The sequence below is a fragment of the Thermomonas sp. genome (genome assembly GCF_029945965.1).
Classification (GTDB): domain Bacteria; phylum Pseudomonadota; class Gammaproteobacteria; order Xanthomonadales; family Xanthomonadaceae; genus Thermomonas.
In genome coordinates this window covers 558384-580274 of the sequence record NZ_JAQSDO010000015.1, presented here as the reverse complement: position 1 = coordinate 580274, position 21891 = coordinate 558384, and the positions used below count along the sequence as shown (strand labels likewise).

Genomic DNA, 21891 nt, shown 5'->3' with positions numbered 1-21891 from the left:
GCACTTACGAGCACTTAAAGGGAGTACTGATCGATGGATCCGGACCTCATCCTGTTCCTTGCGTTGTCGGCAGTGGCTACCGCCATTGCAGGCGCCACCGCCTTCGTCATCTTCTGGCCGCTGGCACTGGTGCATATCCGTGATCTCCATCCAGAGATCACGGCGATCCTTGGCGAAGGCGCTTTCGTCAAGCCACGCGCATTGCTGTGGCTGTTGCGTGCCGAGTATCGCGGCAACCCGGACCGCAACTTGACTGGCCTGACCACACCGTCGCGGATCTCGCTACTGGTCATCATCTTCGGGCTGGTGGCAGGTGGACTGCTGTGGCTGTTGGCCGAGATCGTGAAGTGAACGACGACGCACATGAGAGCTGGTGGCTGGCGACGCTCGGCCGCACGATCGTTTGGGCACGCCTGCGTGAGCGCGAAGCCGGTACTGCCGAAGTGTTCGACAGCGATGGCAACACGCTGGCCTACGACAGCATGGACACCGCGCGCGCGGCATTGATGGATGCGGAATTCGTATCGTTTGAGGGCCTCGACGAGAACGATGCGCTGGAGCGTGGCTTCGCGCTCGGCGAACTCGTGCCGCCGCAGGCGAAGGACGATGAGGCCCTGCGCCCACAAATGATTCACTCGTTGGGAGCACGCGCCTGATGGATCTCGATCTCACCGGCAAGCACGCACTGGTCTGCGGCGGCTCGGAAGGCATCGGCCGCGCAACCGCGCTGGAACTCGCCCAATTAGGCGCAGACGTGACCCTGCTCGCCCGCCGCGAGGACGCCTTGCGCGAAGTAGCGACGTCCCTGCCCTGCAGCGGTGACCAGCGTCATGACTTTCTGGTCGCCGATGTCGCGCATACCTTCGAGCTGGGTCAGTCAGTGGCTGCACTCGCATCGGATCGCCCAGTGCACATCCTGATAAACAACACTGGCGGCCCGCCTGGCGGTGCCGCACATGCAGCTGAAATTGGCGCCTATCTCGATGCCTTCAACAAGCATCTGGTCGCCAACCAGACCCTGCTGCAGGCGGTGCTGCCGGGCATGCGCGCAGCGCAATGGGGCCGCATCGTCAATGTGATCTCGACCTCGGTGTACGAGCCGATCGCCAACCTCGGGGTTTCCAATACCATCCGCGGCGCAGTGGCGAGTTGGGCCAAGACGCTGTCGAAGGAGCTCGGTATTGATGGCATCACCGTCAACAATGTCCTGCCCGGTTATACCCGCACCCAGCGGCTGGACCAGATATTGGCTGATCGCAGCAAAGCTACGGGCAAATCACAAGACGAAGTAGCCAAGGGCATGCTGGCCACCGTGCCGGCCGGGCGTTTTGCCGAGGCGCATGAAACCGCGTCGATGATCGCGTTCCTGTGTTCGCCTGCCGCGGCCTATGTCAATGGCCAGTCGATTGCGGTCGACGGCGGACGCATGCAGTCGATCTGACCGACACGCCTCACCAGTCCTGATGGCGTCGGTACACTAGGCAGATGCAACGCTACCGGCACTGGATCAACGGACACGCGATTGAACCCGCCAACGGGCAGTGGCTGGATGTGTTCGACCCCGCCACCGGCGCGGTCACCGCGCAGGTCGCCGATGGCGATGCTGCCGACATCGATGCCGCCGTCGCCGCGGCGCAAGCTGCATTCCCCGCATGGTCGTCGCTTCCCAACAGCGAACGTGCACGCTGGCTTGAAAAACTCGCCGATGCACTCGAAGCCCGCATGGACGCTTTCGCTGAAGCCGAAACCCGCGATAGTGGAAAGCCAATCGCATTGGCGCGCGTCATCGAGATCCCGCGCGCGGTCAGCAACCTGCGCTTCTTCGCGCACGCCGCAACCCAGTTTTCCAGCGAATCCCACCACGGCGAAGCCGGACTGAATTATACCTTGCGCCTGCCGCTGGGCGTGGTCGGCTGCATCAGCCCTTGGAACCTGCCGCTATACCTGTTCACCTGGAAAATCGCGCCTGCGCTCGCGGCCGGAAATACAGTCGTTGCCAAGCCGTCAGAAGTGACCCCACACAGTGCCACCTTGCTGGCGAAGCTACTGATCAAGATTGGCTTTCCGCCAGGCGTGCTCAACATCGTGCATGGGCGCGGCCCGGGTGCTGGCGAAGCGATCGTCCGGCATCCCGATATCAAGGCGATCAGTTTTACTGGCAGTAGCGCAGTTGGCCGCCGGATTGCCGGCATCGTCGCACCGATGTTGAAGAAGTTCTCATTGGAGCTTGGCGGCAAGAACGCGACCCTGGTATTCGCCGACAGCGATTGGCATCAGAACCTCGATGTTTTAACGCGCAGCGCGTTCCAGAACAGCGGCCAAATCTGCCTGTGCGGCTCGCGGTTGTTGGTCGAACGCTCGATCTACGACGAATTCCGTAGTGCCTTCGTCGAACGCGTGCAGGCACTACGCATTGGCGAGCCAATGGATGGAACCACCCAGATCGGCCCGTTGGTCTCGCAGGCACAATACGACAAGGTATTGGCTGCGATAACGCGGGCAAAAGACGAAGGTGGCCGAGTGCTCTGCGGTGGCAACGCGATCGACCGTCCGGGATGGTTCGTGCAACCAACCGTGATCGAAGGCCTTGGCCCGGAATGCGCAACAAACCGCGAGGAAATTTTCGGACCGGTGGTGACCCTGCAAGCCTTCGATGATGATGCTGAAGCGCTCGCCTTGGCCAATGCCAGCGACTACGGCCTGTCCGCGTCGGTATTCACCCGTGACCTGGTCCGCGCGCATCGCCTCGCCGCTGGCCTGCGCGTCGGCATGGTCTGGATCAACACCTGGCTGATGCGCGACCTGCGCACGCCGTTCGGCGGCAACGGCCAGTCCGGGCATGGCCGCGAAGGCGGCATGGAAGCGATGCGCTTTTTCACCGAACCCCGCAACGTGGGCATCCAACTGTGAATCCAACCGTGACAGGCAACCTCGCATGAGTGCACTGGACCAACTGCTGCGCAACAACCGCGACTGGGCCGAGCGCGTCTCACGCGAGGACCCAGACTTCTTCGAACGCCTGTCGACGCAGCAGGCGCCGAAGTACCTGTGGATCGGCTGCTCGGATTCGCGGGTACCGGCCAACCAGGTGGTCGACCTGACTCCGGGCGAAGTGTTCGTCCATCGCAATATTGCGAATGTCGTGGTGCATACCGACCTCAACTGCCTGTCGGTGATTCAGTTCGCAGTCGACGTACTCAAGGTCGAGCACATCCTGGTCGTCGGCCACTACGGCTGCGGTGGCGTGCATGCGGCGCTCACCAATGCGCGTGTCGGTTTGGCCGACAACTGGATCCGGCATGTCGGCGATGTCGCGGTCAAACATGCCGACCTGCTTGAAAGCATCGATGGCGCGAACCTTCGCCACGATCGCCTGTGCGAACTCAATGCGCTGGAACAGGTGGCCCATGTGTGCCAGACGACCATCGTGCAAGACGCATGGGCACATGGTCAGCAGCTTTCGGTACATGGCTGGGTTTACACCTTGCGCGATGGTCTAGTACACGATCTGGGCCTGGATGTGAACGCACCGGCGGTGCTGGAATCGCAATACGCAGCGGCGCTGGATGCAATCAGCCGCGACCGGGAGGATCGCTGATGGGCCACCAGTTCCAAAGCAATACGATCCATGCCGACAAGGCACCCAGGGCGGTGGGTAGCTATCCGCATGCACGGCGCGTCGGCGACCTGCTGTTCCTGTCCGGGATTGGACCGCGTGATCCGGCGTCGGACGCCATCAGCGGCAATGAATATTTCGCCGATGGTCGCGTGCGCAAGTACGACATCGAGGCGCAGACACGTGTGGTATTCGCCAATGTGCGCGCGGTGCTGGAAGCAAGCGGCGCGCGCTGGGAAGACCTGGTCGACGTGACCGTCTACCTCACCGACATGGCTGGCGACTTCAAGGCCTACAACGAGGTATGGAAGGAGTTCTTCCCCGATGCCAGCACGGCGCCATGCCGGACCACGGTCGGCATCACCGCGCTGCCGACGCCAATAGCAATCGAATTGAAGTGCATCGCCGCGCTGAAGGCGTAACGGAGGAAGCCATGTCACTGCCCAACCCGATCAACCTGCAGGTCTGGGTCGACGAACACCGCCACCTGCTCAAGCCGCCGGTCGGCAACAAGTGCATCGTCGATGGCGACTACATCGTGATGATCGTCGGCGGCCCGAATGCGCGCACCGATTACCACTTCGAAGACGGCCCGGAGTGGTTCTACCAGATTGAAGGCGAGATGGTCCTGCGTATCCAGGAAGACGACGCTTCAGGGATGCTCGCCCCGCGCGACATCCCGATCCACGCCGGCGAAATGTTCTACCTGCCACCGCACGTGCCGCATTCGCCGCAACGCATGCCCGGCTCGGTCGGTCTGGTGATCGAGCGCAAGCGCCTGCCGCATGAGGACGACGCGCTGATGTGGTTCTGCGTGAATTGCAATCACAAGGTGTATGAAGAATTCTTCCACCTGGTTGATATCGAACAGGATTTCTTCCGCGTGTTCGAAGCGTTCTACCGCAATGACGCGCTGCGTACCTGCAGCCAGTGCGGCACGCTCAACCCGCGCCCAAGCCACTACGAAATGCATGCGGATTCACGCGCGGACATCACCTGACATGCTCAAGATCGATACCCATGCGCACTACCTGCCCAAGAGTTGGCCGGACCTGGCGAGCAAATACGGCGACAACCGCTTCCCGGTGATCCACCACGGCGACGACGGTCGTAGCCGCATCTACAAGGATGGCAAGTTCTTCCGCGAGATCTGGGCCAAGACCTGGGACCCACAGATTCGCATCGACGAATTCGCCACCTTCGGCGTGCAGGTGCAGGTGCTGAGCACAGTGCCGGTGATGTTCAGCTATTGGGCCAAGGCCAGCCAGGCACTGGAGCTGCACCGCGCACTCAACGACCACATGGCGCAGGCCTGCCGGGATTTTCCCCGACATTGCGCCGGGATCGGCACCGTGCCGCTGCAGTCACCATCACTGGCGATACGCGAGCTCGAGCGTTGCGTGGATGAGTTGGGCCTGCAGGGCGTGCAGATCGGTTCGCACGTGGGCGACTGGAACCTGGACGAACCGGCGCTATTCGAATTCTTCGAGGCCGCCAGCGAACTCGGCGCGGCGATCCTGGTGCACCCGTGGGACATGATGGGCACCGATTCGATGCCGAAATACTGGCTGCCCTGGCTGGTCGGGATGCCTGCCGAGCAATCGCGTGCGGCCTGCTGCCTGGTGTTCGGTGGCGTGCTGGAACGACTACCGAAGCTTCGCATCTGCCTCGCCCACGGCGGCGGCAGCTTCCCGTACACGATTGGCCGCATCGAGCATGGCTTCAACATGCGTCCGGACCTGGTGGCGACCGACAATTTCCGTAATCCACGCGAGTATCTGAAGCGGCTGTATTTCGATTCCTGGGTGGCCGATGACGCCGCGCTGCGCTACCTGCTGGAGGTCTGTGGCACCGACCGGGTGATGATGGGGACCGACTATCCATTTCCACTCGGCGAACAGTCGCCAGGCGAAGGCATCGAACGCCTGCAACTGGACGACGTCAAACGCGCACGGCTCTACCACGGCACCGCGCTGGAATGGCTGGGCCTGCCCGCCACACGGTTTGTATGAGCGAGTTTCTGACAGACGACTACGCCAACGCGCAGGATGCGTCTGATCCGTTGCGTCACTTCCGCAGCGAATTCCACCTGCCGCAACACGAGGGTCGCGACCAGGCTTACTTCGTCGGAAATTCGCTGGGCCTGCAGCCGAAGGGTGCACGCGCTCATGTCGAGGAAGTGCTGGACAAGTGGGCCAACGAAGCAGTCGAAGGCCACTTCACCGGCAGCGCGCAGTGGATGCCCTATCACGAGCTGGTGCGTGAACCACTTGCGAAGGTCGTCGGCGCGCAGCCGCATGAATTAGTGGCGATGAATTCGCTGACCGCCAACCTGCATCTGATGATGGTCAGCTTCTACCAGCCAACCAGCGAGCGCAGCGCAATCCTGATCGAAGCCGGCAGCTTTCCATCGGATCGTTACGCGGTGGAATCCCAACTGAAATTCCGTGGTCTGTCGCCCGAGTCGACCTTGATCGAAGTCGCACCGGATGAAGCCGATGGCACCATTTCGATGCAGGCGATCGAGCGCGCCATCACCGAGCACGGCCCGCGAATCGCACTGGTTCTTTGGCCGGGCGTGCAATACCGCACCGGGCAGGCGTTCGACCTCAAGGAAGTCGCGCGGCTCGCGCATGCCGCTGGTGCGATGGTTGGGTTCGACCTCGCCCATGCTGCCGGAAACCTGCCGTTGCAGCTGCACGACAGCGGTGCTGACTTTGCGGTGTGGTGCCACTACAAGTACATGAACTCGGGGCCGGGTGCGGTTGCCGGCTGCTTTGTCCACGAACGTCATGCGAACACCACCCGGCCGCGTTTCGCTGGCTGGTGGGGCAACGATGCGTCGGTGCGCTTCAAGATGGGGCCCGAGTTCAATCCAACGCCGGGTGCAGAGGGCTGGCAGCTCAGCAATCCGCCGATCCTCGGACTGGCACCGTTGCGTGCATCGCTTGACCAGTTCGGGCGCGCAACGATGCCGGCACTGCGGGCGAAATCCGAACGCCTCACCGGCTATCTGGAAACCCTGATTCACGAGAATCTCTCCGATGTGTTGCAGATCGTGACGCCATCCGAGCCGTCCCGGCGCGGCTGCCAGTTGTCGATCCGTGTCGTCGGAGGACACGGCTTGTCTGGCAGAAGCCCCGGGCGTTCCCTGTTCGAGCATCTGGCAACGCAAGGCGTACTCGGCGACTGGCGCGAACCCGACGTGATCCGCATTTCGCCAACCCCGCTCTACAACACCCATGCTGATGTACTCCGCCTCGCCCGCAGCGTGCAGGACTGGCGCAATGGCCGCTAAACCAAAGCAGATCACCATTGTCGGTGCTGGCCTTGCCGGCGGCTTGCTGGCGACCCTGCTGGCCCAACGCGGCTGGTCGGTGGACGTGTTCGAGCGCCGCGGCGATCCGCGCATGCACGGATACGCGGGGGGCCGCTCGATCAACCTGGCATTGGCCGAACGTGGCTTGCATGCGTTGCGTCAAGCGGGTGCCGATGCTGAAGTGCTCAAGCGCGCAGTGATGATGCGCGGGCGCTTCGTGCACCCGCTGCATGGCACGCCCAGCCTGCAACGCTATGGCCGCGACGATTCGGAAGTGATCTGGTCGATCGATCGCGGCGAGCTCAACATCAGCCTGCTGGATGCGGCCGAATCGCTTGGCGCACGCCTGCATTTCGACCGACGTCTGGACCACGTGGATTTCGATGCGCGCATCGCCACCTTCAAGGGCGATGCAGCCGATCATGCCCATCCATTCAACACCCTGATTGGTGCCGATGGCGCCGGCTCGAGCCTGCGTGGGCAGATGGCGCCGCATGTCGCACTCAACGAGCGTAGTGAGTGGCTCGATCACGGCTACAAGGAACTTGAAATCCCGCCTGCCAGCGATGGCGGTTTCCGCATCGAAGCCAACGCCCTGCATATCTGGCCGCGTGGCCACTATATGTGCATCGCCTTGCCCAATGACGAGCGGACCTTCACCGTCACCCTGTTCATGCCGCACGACGGCGACTACCCGAGCTTCACCCAGGTCCAGACCGGCGAAGATGCACAGGCCCTGTTCGAACGCGATTTCGCCGATGCGCTGCCGCTGATCCCGGAACTACGCGAGGATTTCGAGGCCAATCCAACCGGGATTCTCGGCACCCTGTACCTGGACCGCTGGCACCTGGACAACCGCGCGCTGCTGATCGGCGATGCCGCGCACGCGATGGTACCGTTCCACGGACAAGGCATGAATTGCGCATTCGAAGACTGCGCGGCACTGGCCGACATGCTGGATGCGTACGACGATCTCACCGAGGCCTTCGCCGCGTTCGAAGCGCTGCGGAAACCGGATGCGGAAGCAATCCAGCAGATGGCGCTGGAAAACTACATCGAGATGCGCGACAAGGTCGACGATGCGCAATTCCTGCTCCAGCACGAGCTGGAACTGGCATTGCAGGCCCGTCACCCCGACCGCTTCATCCCGCACTATTCGATGGTCAGCTTCATGCGCATCCGCTATTCACTCGTCCTGCAACGCAGCGAGATCCAGCGCCACATCCTGGAAAACGCGACGCACGGACTGGACTCGCTGGATGGCGTGGACTGGGCTGCGGCGGATGCCGCTGTGATTGAACAGCTAGAACCGCTCTAGAAAATCAGGCCCGACGGCGAGACCGTCGTGTGATCCGCGCAGCGGCATTTCGAGCCGCGTAGCGAACACACGGCTGTAGGCGCCGTCGTACGACGAAGCTGGACGGTCTCGCCGCCTGCACTCGATCGGGCACTACAATCTGGATATGAGCAACAGCTTCCTGTTCTACGACCTGGAGACGTTCGGCAGCGATCCGCGCCGGACCCGCATCGCCCAGTTCGCGGCGATTCGCACCGACACCGCGCTGAACGAGATCGACGAGCCGATCAGCTTCTTCGTCAAGCCAGCCGACGACCTGCTGCCCTCGCCCATCGCCACCCTGATCACCGGGATCACCCCGCAGGATGCGTTGCGCGATGGCGTTACTGAAGCAGAGGCATTTGCCTTGATCAATGACGAGATGGCACGGCCCGGTACCTGCAGCGCCGGCTACAACTCGATCCGCTTCGATGACGAGTTCGTGCGCTTTGGCCTGTACCGCAATTTCCACGATGCCTACGAGCGCGAATGGAAGGCTGGCAACTCGCGCTGGGATCTGCTGGATGCATTGCGCCTGATGCATGCGCTGCGGCCGGACGGCATCACCTGGCGACAGCGTGAAGATGGCAAGGGCACGAGTTTCAAGCTCGAACACCTGGCCGAGGACAACGGCCTGCGCGAAGGCTTAGCTCACGAAGCCCTGAGCGACGTGCGCGCACTGATCGGCATCGCCCGCCTGTTCCGAACCCACCAGCCACGAATGTGGGATTACGCCCTGCGCCTGCGCGACAAGCGTTTTGCCGCATCACTGATGGACCCCATCGCAATGAAGCCGCTGCTGCACATCAGCCAGCGCTTTCCCGCATCACGAATGTGTGCGGCGCCGGTCATCCCGCTGGCACGACATCCGCAGATCGACAGCCGGATGATCGTGTTCGATCTCGACAGCGAGCCAGATGCCCTGCTCGACTTGGATGCGGATGGAATCGCGGATCGGCTATACGTGCGCCAGGCCGACCTGCCCGAAGGCGAGTCGCGGATTCCGCTCAAGGAAGTGCATTGCAACAAATGCCCCGCACTGGTCGCGTGGGATCACTTGCGCGAGGCGGACTTCGCGCGACTGTCGATCGATCCGGTCCTCGTGATGAAACGCGCCGAACGCATTCGCTCCGCTGGCCCGGCATTGGCAGAGAAGATGCGCCAGGTCTTCGCCCGTGACCGCCCCCGCGAAACGGTGGATCCGGATGCCGCGTTGTACGACGGCTTCATCGGTGATGCCGACAAGCGCCTGTTCGCCAGCGTGCGCAGCACGCCAGCGCATCTGCTGGCCAAGCAGGCGTTCGGCTTTCGCGATCCGCGCTTGCCAGAACTGCTGCTCCGCTATCGCGCACGAAATTGGCCCGAAACGCTTTTACCCACCGAACATGCGCGCTGGAACGACTATCGACGCAAACGCCTGGAAACGGACAGTGGCCTGTCCGAACTCACGTTCGAGCAATCCAGTGGGCAGATCGCCGAGTTGCGCGCCGCGCATGCCAGCGATGGCAGTAAGCAAGTACTGCTGGATGCGCTTGAAGCATGGGGACAGCAACTCGAGGCAAGCCTGGCATGACCGCGTACTTCAGCGACAAGACCTTCAAGTTCCTGCGCGGGCTGGCACGTCACAACGAACGCGAATGGTTCCACGGACACAAAACGGATTACGAGGCGAATCTGCGCCAACCGTTCCTGCGCCTGATCACCGACCTGCAACCCGCACTGGCTGGCGTCAGCACGCATTTCCGCGCCGACCCGAAAGGCGTGGGCGGTTCGTTGTTCCGGATCCACCGCGACACCCGCTTTTCCAATGACAAGACGCCTTACAAATCATGGCAGGGCGCACGCCTGTACCACGAGCGTGCGCGCCAGGTCGCCGCGCCCTCGTTCTACTTGCACATCAAGGCAAGCGAGTGCTTCGTCGGCGGCGGCCTGTGGCATCCCGAGACCAAGACCCAGCGCAGGATCCGCCAGTTCATCGTCGACAACCCCGGCGGATGGGAGCGCGCCGCACACGATCCCACGTTCCGCAAGCGCTATACGCTGGCAAGCAGCGACATGCTGGTCCGCGTTCCGGCGGGTTTTCCGGCCGACTTCACCCGCGCCGACGACCTGCGCCATCGCAACTTCGTGGTCACCCGTGCACTGGGCGATGCTGACGTGACAGGAGCCGACTTGGTATCTGTCCTCGAAAAAGACCTGGCGGCGATCGCGCCTTTCATGGACTACCTGTGCGCAGCGCTCGACTTGGAGTTCTGATTGATAGCGACCGTGAAGAATCGGACCTATCCAACAATTTCAATTCCAAGCATTGCCACGCTAACCTGCTCGATAACGAATCCGGACTGCGACTAACATGAAAAAATGGCTGATCGCGGGACTGTGCATATTGCTGCTGGCGCTCATGGCTTACATCGCTGCAGGGCCCTACCTGGCGATGAATGGCATCCGCAATGTCGTGGCCAGTGGCGATTACGGCAAGCTGTCGTACTTCGTGGATTTTCCCAAGCTGCGTGAAAGCGTCACGCCGCAAATTCAGGAACGGATCACCCGCGATATCCAGCAGCGCTTGGGCAGGGGTAATACGGCCACCGCAGCAACAGACGTGGTGAAGTTGATTTCGAAACCCGCGATCGATGCGATCGTGTCCCCGCTCGGCGTGGCCACTCTACTCACTGGCAGCACCCTGGCCAATAAACTCACGGGCATGAAGGGCCCGGATGGACGCATCCATGCCATCGATCCGCTCAAGGATGCAAAGACACACTATGTGTCGATGTTGCGCTTCACCGCCACTGTGAGTACGGACGAAGGCAAGCCGCTGGTGTTCGTGTTCGAGCGCGATGGCCTCGGCTGGAAGCTGACTGGACTGATCTTGCCAGACTGAAGTCAGGAAGCCGGCTAGGTTACTGGCCGCTATTGGCTACGCCGTGCGGCACATGCCCTGCCGCGACATGGCGACGCGCCGAGTCGATGTTGTGTGGCGAGTCGTCGAAGAAGATGTCGGCGCCGAACGCTTCCAGGAACGGACCCTTCTCGCGACCGCCGAGGAACAGGGCCTCGTCCAGACGCACGCCCCACTCGCGCAAGGTACGGATCACCCGCTCGTGGGCCGGCGCCGAACGCGCAGTCACCAAGGCGGTGCGGATCGGTGCGTTCTCGCCTACCGGAAACGCAACCTGCAGGTCATGTAGCGCCGACAGGAAGCCGCGGAACGGGCCACCCGACAAGGGTTCGCGCGCACGTTCGCGCTCATGCAGGCCGAATGCCTCGATCCCGTGTTCGCGCGATACCCGCTCGCTTTCATCGCTGAAGATCACTGCATCGCCATCGAAGGCAATGCGTAACTGTTGGTGCCCGGACAGCGCCGCGCGGGCTGGCAGGATGGTCGCCGCGGCGACGCCGGCTTCAAGCGCCGCGCGTACCGAGACCGGGTTCGCCGACAGGAACAGCTGCGCGCCAAACGGCCGGATGTAGGGCCACACCGGCGCACCGGACGTGAAAGTGGCGCGGCGGATGTCCAAGCCGTGGTACTGGATCGAGTTGAAGATGCGCAGGCCGGTATCGGACGAATTACGCGACAGCAGGATTACCTCCACCTTCGGAGCCGCAACGGAAGGCGCGTCTGCTGTGGTCGATGCGTTCAATGCAAGCAGCTTGCGCACCAAGGGAAAGGCAATGCCGGGCTCGAGGATGACGTCCTCGTGTTGGCGCTGGTGATCAGCGTACGCAACCACGCCCTCGGCCTCGAACAGGACATGGCTGTCCTCGAGGTCGAACAGCGCGCGCGCGGTGATGGCCACCACCAATGGCGGTCGCAGGCCGTGCGCTGGCGTGCCGGGCTCAGGCACGGGGATCGCGCTGGAACACGACGCGTTCCGGGAGATGCAACGCGAATCCTTGCGCATAATCGACGTTCATGTTCGCAAGGATCTCGAGTATTTCGCTGGATGAAACCCACTCCGCGACCACCGCTAGTCCCTGCTGGTGGGCGATCTCGGTAACCGCCTTGACGATCGACTGCGACATGCGGTCGGTGGCCAGCGATTGCACGAAGCTGCCGTCGATCTTCACCACGTCCAGCTCGAGGTTCTTCAGGTAGCCGAACGAGGACATGCCGGCGCCGAAATCATCGAGGGCGACCCTGCAACCCAGCGAGCGCAGGCGCGCGATGAGTGCGCTGGAGGCCGCGAAATTCCGCATCGCCACGGTTTCCGTGATCTCGAACATCACCCTCTGAGGTTCGATCCCGTGCTGCGCGAGCAGGTGCTCGATCCGCTCGATCAGGCCGTTGTCCTCCAGGCTCGCCCCCGAGAGATTGATGGAACACGTCGCCAGCCGTTCGCCGTCCGGATGCAATCGGTCGATGTTCTGCAGCGCAGTCTCGACCACCCACTGGTCGATCAGTGGCATCAGGCCGTAACGCTCGGCAGCGGGGAGGAATGCACCCGGCAGGACCTCGCTGCCGTCTTCGCTGCGCAGGCGCAGGAGCAACTCGACGTGCGCACCCTCGCCGGCCTTCGGATTGAACGGGTGCAGCTCCTGGTAATCCAGCAGCAGCCGGCCATCGCGCAGCGCATCGCGGATCCGGTTCGTCCATTCCATCTCGCCGATCCTCCCGGAGATGGCCGCATCGTCCTCCGCGTACACATGGACGCGATTGCGTCCGGCCTCCTTGGCCAGGTAGCAGGCGGCATCCGCGTGCGCGAATAGTTCCTTCAGCGATGACGCATGGGCTAGCGGGACCAAGCCCAGGCTTGCGCTGATCGTGTACGTGCGCTGCTCCCAGCTGAAGATGAATGCCTCGATGCTGCGCCGCAGGCGCTCCGCTGCAGCCATCGCCGCATCGATCGTCGGCACGCCGACCAGCAGCACGCCGAATTCATCGCCGCCCAGTCGTCCCAGCACATCGCCCGGCCGCAGTTTCTCGCGCATGATCGCCGCGAGCTGCACCAGCAGCTCATCGCCGGCGCGATGCCCCGAGGTGTCGTTGATCACCTTGAACTGGTCCAGGTCTATGAACAGCAAGGCGCCGTGGCGTCGGTCAGGGTGGGCGATGAGCGCTTGCGCCCGCGTCTCGAACTCCCGGCGGTTGTATTGCTTCGTCAACGAATCGTGGCTGGCCTGGTAGCTCAGGCGCTCGGTGAGCAAGCGCTGCTCGGAGGTATCGCTGGCGACCAGCAACCACATCGGGATCTCGTCGATCTCGATGGAACTGGTCCAGGTAGTCGCCCAGAAGGGCTGGCCGTCTACACCCTGGAGCTGCACATCCACCGCTCGCCGGGCACCTTCCTCTCCATCACCCGCGGGGTCGGATGTCTCCGGAACCAAGGTCGTCGCCAGCGCGGCCCACTCGATCTGCGCGGAGAGCCGGCTACGCGCAGCGGCATTACGGTAGACGATCTCGTCGTTATCCTTGCGGATCACCAGGACCAGGCAGGGCAGCAGTTCATTGAGCTTGCGGAAGCGCTCGGCCATCGAGCTTCCCAGCGTGATGGCCCGCTCGCGCGTGCTCGCCAGCGACCATGCCAAGGCCGCCAGCAACGCGCTCATGGCAGTACCGACCCACAGCACAAGCAGCCAGCCACTGCGGGCATCTGGAATCTCGCGGGGATGGGCAACGATGCTCCAGGTGCGGCCCCCGAATGTGAGCGTCACGGCGTGCGAGGCACTCTGCGCGGGCACATCGTAGCGATGGATGTACAGCTGCTGCGGCGCGCCGCTACTGATGTCATCCACCCTCAGCTCTGCGAGTGCGCCAGGTGCAGGCGGCAGTGTCGTTGCTATCAGGTCCGGGATCCGGAACGACGCCCCGATCGAACCGGTGATCGACGCCCGACGCGCGCCCACCGAATTGAGCACCACGCCATGCGCGTACACCGGCAACCGGATGATGAAACCATCGACGGCATCTGGGTGGGCCACGCTCTGGCGCAGGTGAAACGGGGCCGACATCACGACTTGGTTGGTGTCCCGCGAACGCCGGATCGCCGCCATGTTGGCGGGTTGGGTGCCGACGTCGAGGCCAAGGATCGTCTCGTTGCCCTCGAGGGGGGCAAACCTCGTGGTCAGGAAGGTCTCGCCAACGGGCGTGGGCCTGCGTTCTGCGTAGGCAATCGCCTGCAGGCTGAACCCCTCCGGGTTGTTTCCCTGCAGGTTGCGGTAAGCCAGCGCGTATTCGTCGGGGCTCATGCGATCAGATGCAAGCAGGATCGACTGGAATTCCCGGAGTATCTGCCCGCATTGGATGAGCTGGGCGTGGATCGATTCCGCGATGCGCATGGTCTCGCTGGTGAATGCCAGCTGCTCCTCGCGCTGGATGCGGTTCTTTTCGCCTTGCACCAGCCACAGGGTCAGGCTCATCCCCAGGCAGAACGCGAACAAGGGCCAGATCCACGCATCCAAGCGCCGCCGCAAAGGCAGGCTGGTGGCCAGGGAACTGGGGAATTTGTGTGTTTTGAACGCCATCTTCGCTACCGCTGAATCCAGGAAATGATCTTACACAGCGAACTGCTCGATCAGGATCCTTTCCTCCAGGTTGCGTTCCGGGTCGAATAACAATGTCACGCTGCGGTCGCGGGATTCGCGCACCAGCACTTCGGTGACATCACGGACTTCGTGCGAGTCGGCAGTGGCGCTGACCGGGCGCTTGTGCGGATCCAGCACACGGAAACGTACCTCGGTGCCAGACTTCAGCACCGCGCCACGCCAGCGCCGCGGCCGGAACGGCGCGATCGGGGTGAGTGCCATCACGTTCGCGCCCAGCGGCAGGATCGGGCCATTCGCGGAGAAGTTGTAGGCGGTGCTGCCTGCGGGCGTGGCGACCATCACCCCATCGCAGATCAACTCGTCCAGGCGCAGCTGGCCATTGAGTTCGATCCCGATGTGCGCTGCCTGCCGGGTCTGGCGCAGCAGTGAAACTTCGTTGTAGGCCAGCGAACCCACGGTCGCGCCGGATTCGGTCTGTGCCAGCATTTCCAGCGGATGCAGGACAGCAGGCTCCGCCGCAGCGATACGCCCCGGCAGGTCACCGTCTTGGTAGTGGTTCATCAGGAAACCGACGCTACCCAGCTTCATGCCGAACACCGGCTTGCCCAGTTCACCGTAGCGATGCAGGGTCTGCAGCATGAAGCCGTCGCCGCCTAGCGCGACCACTACGTCGGCGTCCTGCGGGGCATGCATGCCATGCAGTCTGCCGAGCGTGGCCAGTGCGACCTGGGCATCGTCGGTGTGGCTGGCCAGTAGTGCGAGTCGTGGCGTGCTCATGGCTTGAGGATACCGTGAACCAAGTGGAGCTACCCCGTCCCAACATCCCCCTTCAAGGAAGGGGGATGAGTAGAAACATCAGCTTCGCGATGCAAGCTGCGACAGCCGCTGCACCGCGACCGAGGCGGTCGGATAGTCCAGCGACTTCTGTGCGGCCAGCTCGTTGAGCATCGACAGGGTGAAACGCAGTGCCGGGTCGTCACGCTCCAACCAGCCCCTGACCATGACGTCTGCATTGCTGCCCGGGCGCTCCAGCACCTGCTGCACCAGTGCGCGCTGCTGGGTCGCCAGTTCCTCGCGCAGCACGCCACGCGCAACCGCATGCCAGCGGCCCTCGACCGGCAAGCTGTCGATCTGTTCGACCAGCCACGGCAGGTTGAGCGCATCGCCAATGCGGAAATGCACCTTCGCCACGTCCACCGGCTTGAGCTTGCGTTGGCGCGCAACTTCGATGATGTCCGCGCACGGTTCCAGGTACGGCAAGGCCGCCAGCTGGCCTGCCAATGCCGCCGGTACGCCATGCGCACGCCAGTCACGGATGCTGGCCTCGTAAGCCGGACGCTGCGCCGCAGGCAAGATGTTCTCGCCTGCACGGATGTCGCGGAAACCATCATGGTAGCGGGCAACGGCGGTCGTAATGTCCGGGATCGCACCCGGGCGCGACAGCAACCAGCGGGTAAAGGTGCGCTGCAACTGCCAGATCACCTGCAAGGCATCGATCTGCACCGACTCGGCGATCTTGCCGTCCAGCGCATCGATCTGCGTCCACATGTCGCGGGCGTCCAGGGTTTCCCTGGTAATCGTGAACGCCTTGGCGACCTCACCCGGTGTTCGTCCAGTGTCCTCCTGCATGCGCAGCAGGAAGGTCGCACCCATCCGGTTGATAGTGGAGTTGGTGACTGCAGTGGCGATGATTTCGCGCTTAAGGCGGTGCTGCTGCATCGCCTTGGCATAACTGGCCTGCAACGGTTGCGGGAAATACCGCTCGAGCTCCTTGGACAGGTAGGGATCCTCGGGGATGTCCGAGTCCAGCAGTTGCTGGAACGCAACCAGCTTTGAATACGACAGCAGCACCGCCAGTTCCGGTCGGGTCAGGCCCAAACCACGACTCTTGCGATCGGCAAGTTCGGCATCGGACGGCAAGAACTCGATCTGCCGGTCAAGCAGGCCCTGCGATTCCAGGGTGCGGATGAAATGCTGCTTGGAGCCAATGCGCGGCACGCTCATCCGTTCCATCAGGCTGATCGCCTGGTTCTGCCGGTAGTTGTCGTTGAGGACCAGTCCAGCGACCTCATTGGTCATCGATGCCAGCAGCTTGTTGCGCGCTGGCAGGGTCAGTTTCTTGCGCTGCACCTCGCCATTGAGCAGGATCTTGATGTTGACCTCATGGTCCGAGGTGTCCACGCCGGCCGAGTTATCGATGAAATCGGTATTCAGCAGCACGCCATGTTGCGCCGCTTCGATGCGACCGAGCTGGGTGAAACCGAGGTTGCCGCCTTCGCCCACCACCTTGCAACGCAGTTGAGCGCCATCCACGCGCAAGCCATTGTTGGCACGGTCGCCGACATCGACATTGTTCTCGCGACTGGACTTGACGTAGGTACCGATGCCGCCGTTCCACAGCAGGTCGACCGGTGCATGCAGGATAGCGCTTATCAGCTCCATCGGGCTCATCGCATTGGCATCGGTTTCGATGCCCAGCGCCGCCTTCGCCTGTGTCGACAACGGAATCGACTTTGCACTTCGCGGATGAATGCCGCCGCCGGCGCTGATCAATGCAGCGTCATAGTCCTGCCAGCTGGAACGTGGCAGCTTGAACATGCGCGCACGTTCCTTGAACGAGGCCGCCTCATCCGGATTCGGATCGATGAAGATGTGACGATGGTCGAATGCCGCCACCAGGTGGATGTGCTTTGACAGCAACATGCCGTTGCCGAACACGTCACCGGACATGTCGCCGATGCCGACGCAGGTGAACTCCTGCTTCTGGCTATCGCGGCCCATCGCACGGAAGTGACGCTTGACCGACTCCCAGCCGCCGCGCGCGGTAATCCCCATGCCCTTGTGGTCGTAGCCGACCGAACCGCCTGATGCGAAGGCGTCGTCAAGCCAGTAGCCATGCGCCTGAGCAATGCCGTTGGCGATGTCGGAGAACGTCGCAGTGCCCTTGTCGGCGGCGACCACCAGGTACGGATCGTCGCCGTCATGACGTATCACGCCGCCCGGCGGCACCACCTTGCCATCAGCGAGGTTGTCGGTGATGTCCAGCAGGCCGTTTATGAATCGCTTGTAGCAGGCCACGCCTTCGTTGAACCAGGCGTCACGGTTGCTGGCCGGATCCGGCAGCTGCTTGCAGAAGAATCCGCCCTTGCTGCCGACCGGCACGATCACGGTGTTCTTCACCATCTGCGCCTTGACCAGGCCCAGCACTTCAGTGCGGAAATCCTCGCGGCGGTCGGACCAACGCAGGCCACCACGTGCGACCGGTCCGAAGCGCAGGTGGATGCCTTCCACCCGTGGCCCGCACACCCAGATCTCGCGATACGGACGCGGCTTTGGCAGGTCCGGCACCTGCGAGCAATCGAGTTTGTAGCTGACATAGTCAGCCGGCCCGGCATCCTTGCGCAAGCCGCCTTCGCGCTTGATGTAATAGCTGGTACGCAAGGTTGCATCGATCACGCCGATGTAGCTGCGCAGGATGCGGTCCTCGTCCAGGCTAGGCACCCGATCCATCAGGCCGAGCAATGCAGCGCGCGTGGCTTCGGCCTGGCGCTCACGGCTTCCGCTGCGCGCATCGATCGCCTGCCGGAGCGTCGCCATCGTAGTCTCGTCATCGCCGGCAAGGCGCTTCAGTTGCGCTTCGAAGTCGCCCATGCCACGGCGGATGTCAGCCTTGCTCTCGCTGCCGGTCGCCGGGTCGAAACGGGCCTCGAACAGCTCCACCAACAGGCGCGACAACAACGGATAATGGGCCAGCGTGGCTTCGACGTAGGCCTGCGAGAACGGCACTCCGACCTGCAGCAGGTACTTGCAGTAACTGCGCAGCATCGCCACCTGCTTCCACGACAGCCCCGCCGCCAGCACCAGCCGGTTGAAACCATCGTTCTCGGCATCGCCATGCCAGGTCCGCGCGAATGCTTCCTCGAAATTTTCGTCCAGCGAGTCGACATCGAGCTCGCCCTGCAGCGACTCGACTTCGAAATCCTGGATAAAACTGATGCCCTCGCTGGTCTCGACCTTGTACGGATGCTCGGAGATCACCCGCAGGCCCATGTTTTCCATCATCGGCAATGCATCCGACAGTGGAATGTCGTCCAACTGGCGGTACAACTTGAAGCGCAGGGTCTCGCCCTTGCGTTGCGAACGATACAACGACAGGCGCAGATCGTCGGGGCCGGTAAGCGCAGCCAGGCAGTCCACGTCGGTGGCCGCCACCGCCGGGCTGACTTCCTCGATGTAGCCCGCCGGCAATGCGCGACCGTAAAGATCCGCCAGCCTGAGCCCGGTTTCCTCGCCATGGCGCGCGATCAATTGCTCGCGCATTTCATCGCGCCAGTCGCGCACGATGGTCGCCAGGTTGGCTTCGAGCGTTGGCAGGTCGACTTCGACCGCATCGTTGTTCTTCGGGCGCACGATCATGTGGATCTGCGCCAGCGGCGATTCGCCGATCTGCACGTTCGAATCGACATGATCGCCGTTGAGCGCAGCCTTCAACATGTCCTCGATGCGATGGCGGATCTGGGTACTCATGCGATCACGCGGGATGTAAACCAGTGCCGAGAAATAACGGCCATAGCGATCGCGGCGGAGGAATAATTTGCTGCGCACGCGCTCCTGCAGGCCAAGGATGCCCATGCCGGTGCGGAACAGTTCTTCTTCACTGGACTGGAACAGCTCGTCGCGCGGCAGGGTTTCCAGGATGTGGCGCAAGGCCTTGCCGCTGTGGCTGGCAGGATTCAGGCCCGAGCGATCCATCACGTACTGATGGCGCTCGCGGACCAACGGGATGTCCCACGGCCGGCGCAGGTAGGCGCTGGAGGTGTACAGGCCCAGGAATCGCTGCTCGGCAACCGGTTTGCCATTGGCGTCGAAACTGAGTACGCCGATGTAGTCCATGTAGCCGGGGCGGTGCACGGTGGCGCGTGAATTGGTCTTGGTCAGGATCAGTGCATCCACCGATCCCGATTGCTGCATGAAATGCGCGGCAAGCGTCTTCAGCTTGCGCGGCTTGCCCGCATCCTTGTCGCGCAACAGGCCCAAGCCTGTGTCGACGTCGGCGACCAGCACTTCTTCCTTGCCGCCACCCTTGGCCGGCCTGGAGGCGACCTTGTATTCGCGATAACCGAGGTAGGTAAAATGTTCGTTCGCGGCCCAGCGCAGGAATTCCTGCGCTTCCAGCCGGCCTTGCGCGGACACCGGCATCGGCCCGTCCACGATCTCGTCGGCGACTTCCAGCATCTTGGCATGCATCGGTTCCCAGTCGCTGACCATCGCGCGCACGTCCGCCAGCACCGCTTCCAGCCGAGCCTTGATGGCCTCCATCGCATCCTGCGCCTGGCGGTCGATCTCCAGATGAATGTAGGATTCCGCCACGCCAGCGCCGACCTTGACCAGCTTGCCGGCCTTGTCGCGCTGGACCGGGATCACCGGATGGCCCAGCACATGTACGCCGATGCCCTGCTCGGCCAACGCCATCGTCACCGAGTCGACCAGGAACGGCATGTCGTCGTTCACCACCTGCACGATGGTATGCGGCGACTCCCAGCCATGTTGCTTCAGGTTTGCATTGAACAGGCGCACCAGGGGCTTGCCCGGCTTGCGCACGCGGGCGAACTCCAGCATGTCCGCAGCCAATGCGGCCCAGCCAGCAGCGCCGTGCTGTGCATATTCATCCGGATCCATGCGCCGGTAGAACACATTGGCGAATGCCTGCGCCTCGGAAAGGCGGGTCTTGGGCACGCGCTTGGCCAACGCGGCCATGATCGGTTTCGGGGCAAAGTCGCTTGCATTCTGGGTCTTGGTTTTCATCGCTTGGTGTATCCATGCATTGAATGGACGATGGCCGCGCACCGGCGGCCGGCCTTGTCATCCCAACGAGAGTCTTGGCGTGGGCTCAGCGCAGCCCGGTCTCGTTGCGGGCGATGACCAGGCGCTGGATTTCGCTGGTGCCCTCGTAGATTTCGGTGATCTTGGCGTCGCGGAAATAACGCTCGATCGGCATTTCCTTGGAATAGCCCATGCCGCCATGGATCTGCAGCGCCTGGTGGGTAATCCACATCGCCGCCTCCGACGCAGTCAGCTTGGCGACGGCCGCCTCGGTGCTGAAGCGTGCGCCACCCTTGTCATGCTTGCCCTTCTGCCAGGCCGCGCGCAGGGTCAGCACCAACGACGCATCCAGCTTGCATTTCATGTCGGCTATCTTGGCCTGGGTCATCTGGAACGAACCGATCGGCTGACCGAAGGCCTTGCGTTCCTTCACATAGGAGAGAGTTGCCTCGTAGGCTGCCCGTGACAGCCCGATCGCCTGGCTGGCGATACCGATGCGGCCCGCGTCCAGCACGCTCATCGCGATCTTGAAGCCGTGGCCTTCATTGCCCAGCACTTCGTCAGCTTGTGCAATGTAGTCGTTGAATTCGATCTCGCAGGTCGCCGACGCGCGGATGCCGAGCTTGGGTTCGGTCTTGCCGCGATGGAAACCGGCACGGTCGCCATCCACCATGAACGCGGTGATGCCGCGCGCGCCCTTTTCCGGATCAGTCATCGCGAACAACACGAAATACTTGGCTACCGGGCCCGAGGTGATCCAGCTCTTCTTGCCGTTGATGACGTAGGTACCGTCCGCCTGTTTGGTCGCCTTGCAGCGCATCGCGGTGGCATCGGAACCGGACTGCGGTTCGGTCAGCGCGAATGCGCCGATCTCGCGACCCTCGGCAATCGCGCGTACGTACAACTGCTTCTGCGCCTCGGTGCCGAATTTCAGGATGCCGTTGCAGAACAGCGAGTTATTCACCGAGACAATCGTGCTGTGGGCCGCGTCAGCCGCAGCGATTTCGATCATCGCCAGCACATAGCTGATCGGGTCCATTCCGGCACCGCCGTATTCGGCCGGCACTTCGATCCCCATGAGGCCGTTTACACCGAGGGTGCGGATGTTCTCGAGCGGGAATTCGCCGGTACGATCGTGGTATTCGGCGCTTGGCGCGATTTTCTCCTGCGCGATCCGCCGGGCCACGTCCTGGATCATCAGCTGCTCTTCAGTGAAACCAAAATCCACGGGCTGCTCCGGGTCGTCTGCGGTGGGTTGCAATTGTAGCGCCACGGCTGCACGAACCCCACCTGGGAGACTGCTGCAGCTTG

At 62.8% G+C, this 21891-nt stretch carries 18 protein-coding genes; 13 read left to right on the top strand and 5 right to left on the bottom strand.

Going from position 1 to position 21891, the window contains the following annotated elements; translation table 11 throughout:
* The first annotated feature begins 33 nt into the window (after window positions 1–33).
* From PSV05_RS08955 to PSV05_RS08895, 13 genes are all read left to right on the top strand, one after another.
* On the top strand, window positions 34–351 hold the full coding sequence (locus PSV05_RS08955; protein ID WP_300064238.1) for a hypothetical protein: 318 nt from the start codon (window positions 34–36) through the stop codon (window positions 349–351).
* Complete coding sequence (locus tag PSV05_RS08950) at window positions 348–656, top strand: hypothetical protein (protein ID WP_300064236.1); 309 nt, start codon at window positions 348–350, stop codon at window positions 654–656. Before PSV05_RS08955 ends, PSV05_RS08950 begins: the two co-directional genes overlap by 4 nt.
* Window positions 656–1441: an SDR family oxidoreductase gene (locus PSV05_RS08945; protein ID WP_300064234.1), complete on the top strand. Its 786-nt coding sequence runs from the start codon at window positions 656–658 to the stop codon at window positions 1439–1441. Before PSV05_RS08950 ends, PSV05_RS08945 begins: the two co-directional genes overlap by 1 nt.
* Window positions 1442–1485: 44 nt before the next feature.
* Window positions 1486–2910 (top strand): aldehyde dehydrogenase, encoded by a 1425-nt coding sequence (locus tag PSV05_RS08940; protein WP_300064232.1) that lies wholly within the window; start codon window positions 1486–1488, stop codon window positions 2908–2910.
* A gap of 25 nt (window positions 2911–2935) precedes the next feature.
* On the top strand, window positions 2936–3598 hold the full coding sequence (can, locus tag PSV05_RS08935) for a carbonate dehydratase (RefSeq protein WP_300064230.1): 663 nt from the start codon (window positions 2936–2938) through the stop codon (window positions 3596–3598).
* Window positions 3598–4038: a RidA family protein gene (locus PSV05_RS08930; RefSeq protein ID WP_300064228.1), complete on the top strand. Its 441-nt coding sequence runs from the start codon at window positions 3598–3600 to the stop codon at window positions 4036–4038. The genes can and PSV05_RS08930 overlap by 1 nt, the downstream gene beginning before the upstream one ends.
* 11 nt (window positions 4039–4049) lie before the next feature.
* Window positions 4050–4616 carry a 3-hydroxyanthranilate 3,4-dioxygenase gene (locus PSV05_RS08925; protein WP_300064226.1) on the top strand — a complete coding sequence of 189 codons (567 nt, stop codon included), beginning with the start codon at window positions 4050–4052 and terminating at the stop codon, window positions 4614–4616.
* A 1-nt stretch (window position 4617) separates the two neighbouring features.
* Window positions 4618–5628 (top strand): amidohydrolase family protein, encoded by a 1011-nt coding sequence (locus PSV05_RS08920; protein WP_300064224.1) that lies wholly within the window; start codon window positions 4618–4620, stop codon window positions 5626–5628.
* Window positions 5625–6914 carry a kynureninase gene (gene kynU, locus PSV05_RS08915; RefSeq protein ID WP_300064222.1) on the top strand — a complete coding sequence of 430 codons (1290 nt, stop codon included), beginning with the start codon at window positions 5625–5627 and terminating at the stop codon, window positions 6912–6914. Before PSV05_RS08920 ends, kynU begins: the two co-directional genes overlap by 4 nt.
* Window positions 6904–8253: an NAD(P)/FAD-dependent oxidoreductase gene (locus PSV05_RS08910; protein ID WP_300064220.1), complete on the top strand. Its 1350-nt coding sequence runs from the start codon at window positions 6904–6906 to the stop codon at window positions 8251–8253. Before kynU ends, PSV05_RS08910 begins: the two co-directional genes overlap by 11 nt.
* A 145-nt stretch (window positions 8254–8398) precedes the next feature.
* On the top strand, window positions 8399–9844 hold the full coding sequence (gene sbcB, locus PSV05_RS08905) for an exodeoxyribonuclease I (RefSeq protein WP_300064218.1): 1446 nt from the start codon (window positions 8399–8401) through the stop codon (window positions 9842–9844).
* Entirely contained in the window at window positions 9841–10527 is a 687-nt protein-coding gene (locus PSV05_RS08900) for a DUF2461 domain-containing protein (RefSeq protein ID WP_300064216.1), read from the top strand. Before sbcB ends, PSV05_RS08900 begins: the two co-directional genes overlap by 4 nt.
* Before the next feature lie 97 nt (window positions 10528–10624).
* A complete protein-coding gene (locus tag PSV05_RS08895) occupies window positions 10625–11155 on the top strand; it encodes a DUF2939 domain-containing protein (protein WP_300064214.1) in 531 nt (176 codons plus the stop codon).
* Window positions 11156–11174: 19 nt separating this feature from the next.
* Here the strand turns inward: PSV05_RS08895 and PSV05_RS08890 are convergent, their stop codons facing one another.
* From PSV05_RS08890 to PSV05_RS08870, 5 genes are all read right to left on the bottom strand, one after another.
* A complete protein-coding gene (locus tag PSV05_RS08890) occupies window positions 11175–12089 on the bottom strand; it encodes a 5'-nucleotidase (RefSeq protein ID WP_300065435.1) in 915 nt (304 codons plus the stop codon).
* Between the two features lie 22 nt (window positions 12090–12111).
* Entirely contained in the window at window positions 12112–14736 is a 2625-nt protein-coding gene (locus tag PSV05_RS08885; RefSeq protein WP_300064212.1) for an EAL domain-containing protein, read from the bottom strand.
* Between the two features lie 30 nt (window positions 14737–14766).
* On the bottom strand, window positions 14767–15534 hold the full coding sequence (locus PSV05_RS08880) for an NAD kinase (RefSeq protein WP_300064210.1): 768 nt from the start codon (window positions 15532–15534) through the stop codon (window positions 14767–14769).
* 78 nt (window positions 15535–15612) lie between these two features.
* On the bottom strand, window positions 15613–20562 hold the full coding sequence (locus tag PSV05_RS08875; RefSeq protein WP_300064208.1) for an NAD-glutamate dehydrogenase domain-containing protein: 4950 nt from the start codon (window positions 20560–20562) through the stop codon (window positions 15613–15615).
* A gap of 85 nt (window positions 20563–20647) precedes the next feature.
* Window positions 20648–21808 (bottom strand): acyl-CoA dehydrogenase family protein, encoded by a 1161-nt coding sequence (locus PSV05_RS08870; RefSeq protein WP_300064206.1) that lies wholly within the window; start codon window positions 21806–21808, stop codon window positions 20648–20650.
* Window positions 21809–21891 lie beyond the last annotated feature (83 nt).

Bases quoted from the DNA above. Each gene is read 5' to 3' on its own strand.
- PSV05_RS08930 (WP_300064228.1), top strand. From the start codon at position 3,598: ATGGGCCACCAGTTCCAAAGCAATACGATCCATGCCGACAAGGCACCC.
- PSV05_RS08955 (WP_300064238.1), top strand. From the start codon at position 34: ATGGATCCGGACCTCATCCTGTTCCTTGCGTTGTCGGCAGTGGCTACC.
- PSV05_RS08945 (WP_300064234.1), top strand. From the start codon at position 656: ATGGATCTCGATCTCACCGGCAAGCACGCACTGGTCTGCGGCGGCTCG.
- PSV05_RS08880 (WP_300064210.1), bottom strand. From the start codon at position 15,534: ATGAGCACGCCACGACTCGCACTACTGGCCAGCCACACCGACGATGCC.
- PSV05_RS08895 (WP_300064214.1), top strand. From the start codon at position 10,625: ATGAAAAAATGGCTGATCGCGGGACTGTGCATATTGCTGCTGGCGCTC.
- kynU (WP_300064222.1), top strand. From the start codon at position 5,625: ATGAGCGAGTTTCTGACAGACGACTACGCCAACGCGCAGGATGCGTCT.
- PSV05_RS08920 (WP_300064224.1), top strand. From the start codon at position 4,618: ATGCTCAAGATCGATACCCATGCGCACTACCTGCCCAAGAGTTGGCCG.
- can (WP_300064230.1), top strand. From the start codon at position 2,936: ATGAGTGCACTGGACCAACTGCTGCGCAACAACCGCGACTGGGCCGAG.
- PSV05_RS08925 (WP_300064226.1), top strand. From the start codon at position 4,050: ATGTCACTGCCCAACCCGATCAACCTGCAGGTCTGGGTCGACGAACAC.
- PSV05_RS08900 (WP_300064216.1), top strand. From the start codon at position 9,841: ATGACCGCGTACTTCAGCGACAAGACCTTCAAGTTCCTGCGCGGGCTG.
- PSV05_RS08910 (WP_300064220.1), top strand. From the start codon at position 6,904: ATGGCCGCTAAACCAAAGCAGATCACCATTGTCGGTGCTGGCCTTGCC.
- PSV05_RS08940 (WP_300064232.1), top strand. From the start codon at position 1,486: ATGCAACGCTACCGGCACTGGATCAACGGACACGCGATTGAACCCGCC.
- PSV05_RS08875 (WP_300064208.1), bottom strand. From the start codon at position 20,562: ATGAAAACCAAGACCCAGAATGCAAGCGACTTTGCCCCGAAACCGATC.
- sbcB (WP_300064218.1), top strand. From the start codon at position 8,399: ATGAGCAACAGCTTCCTGTTCTACGACCTGGAGACGTTCGGCAGCGAT.
- PSV05_RS08885 (WP_300064212.1), bottom strand. From the start codon at position 14,736: ATGGCGTTCAAAACACACAAATTCCCCAGTTCCCTGGCCACCAGCCTG.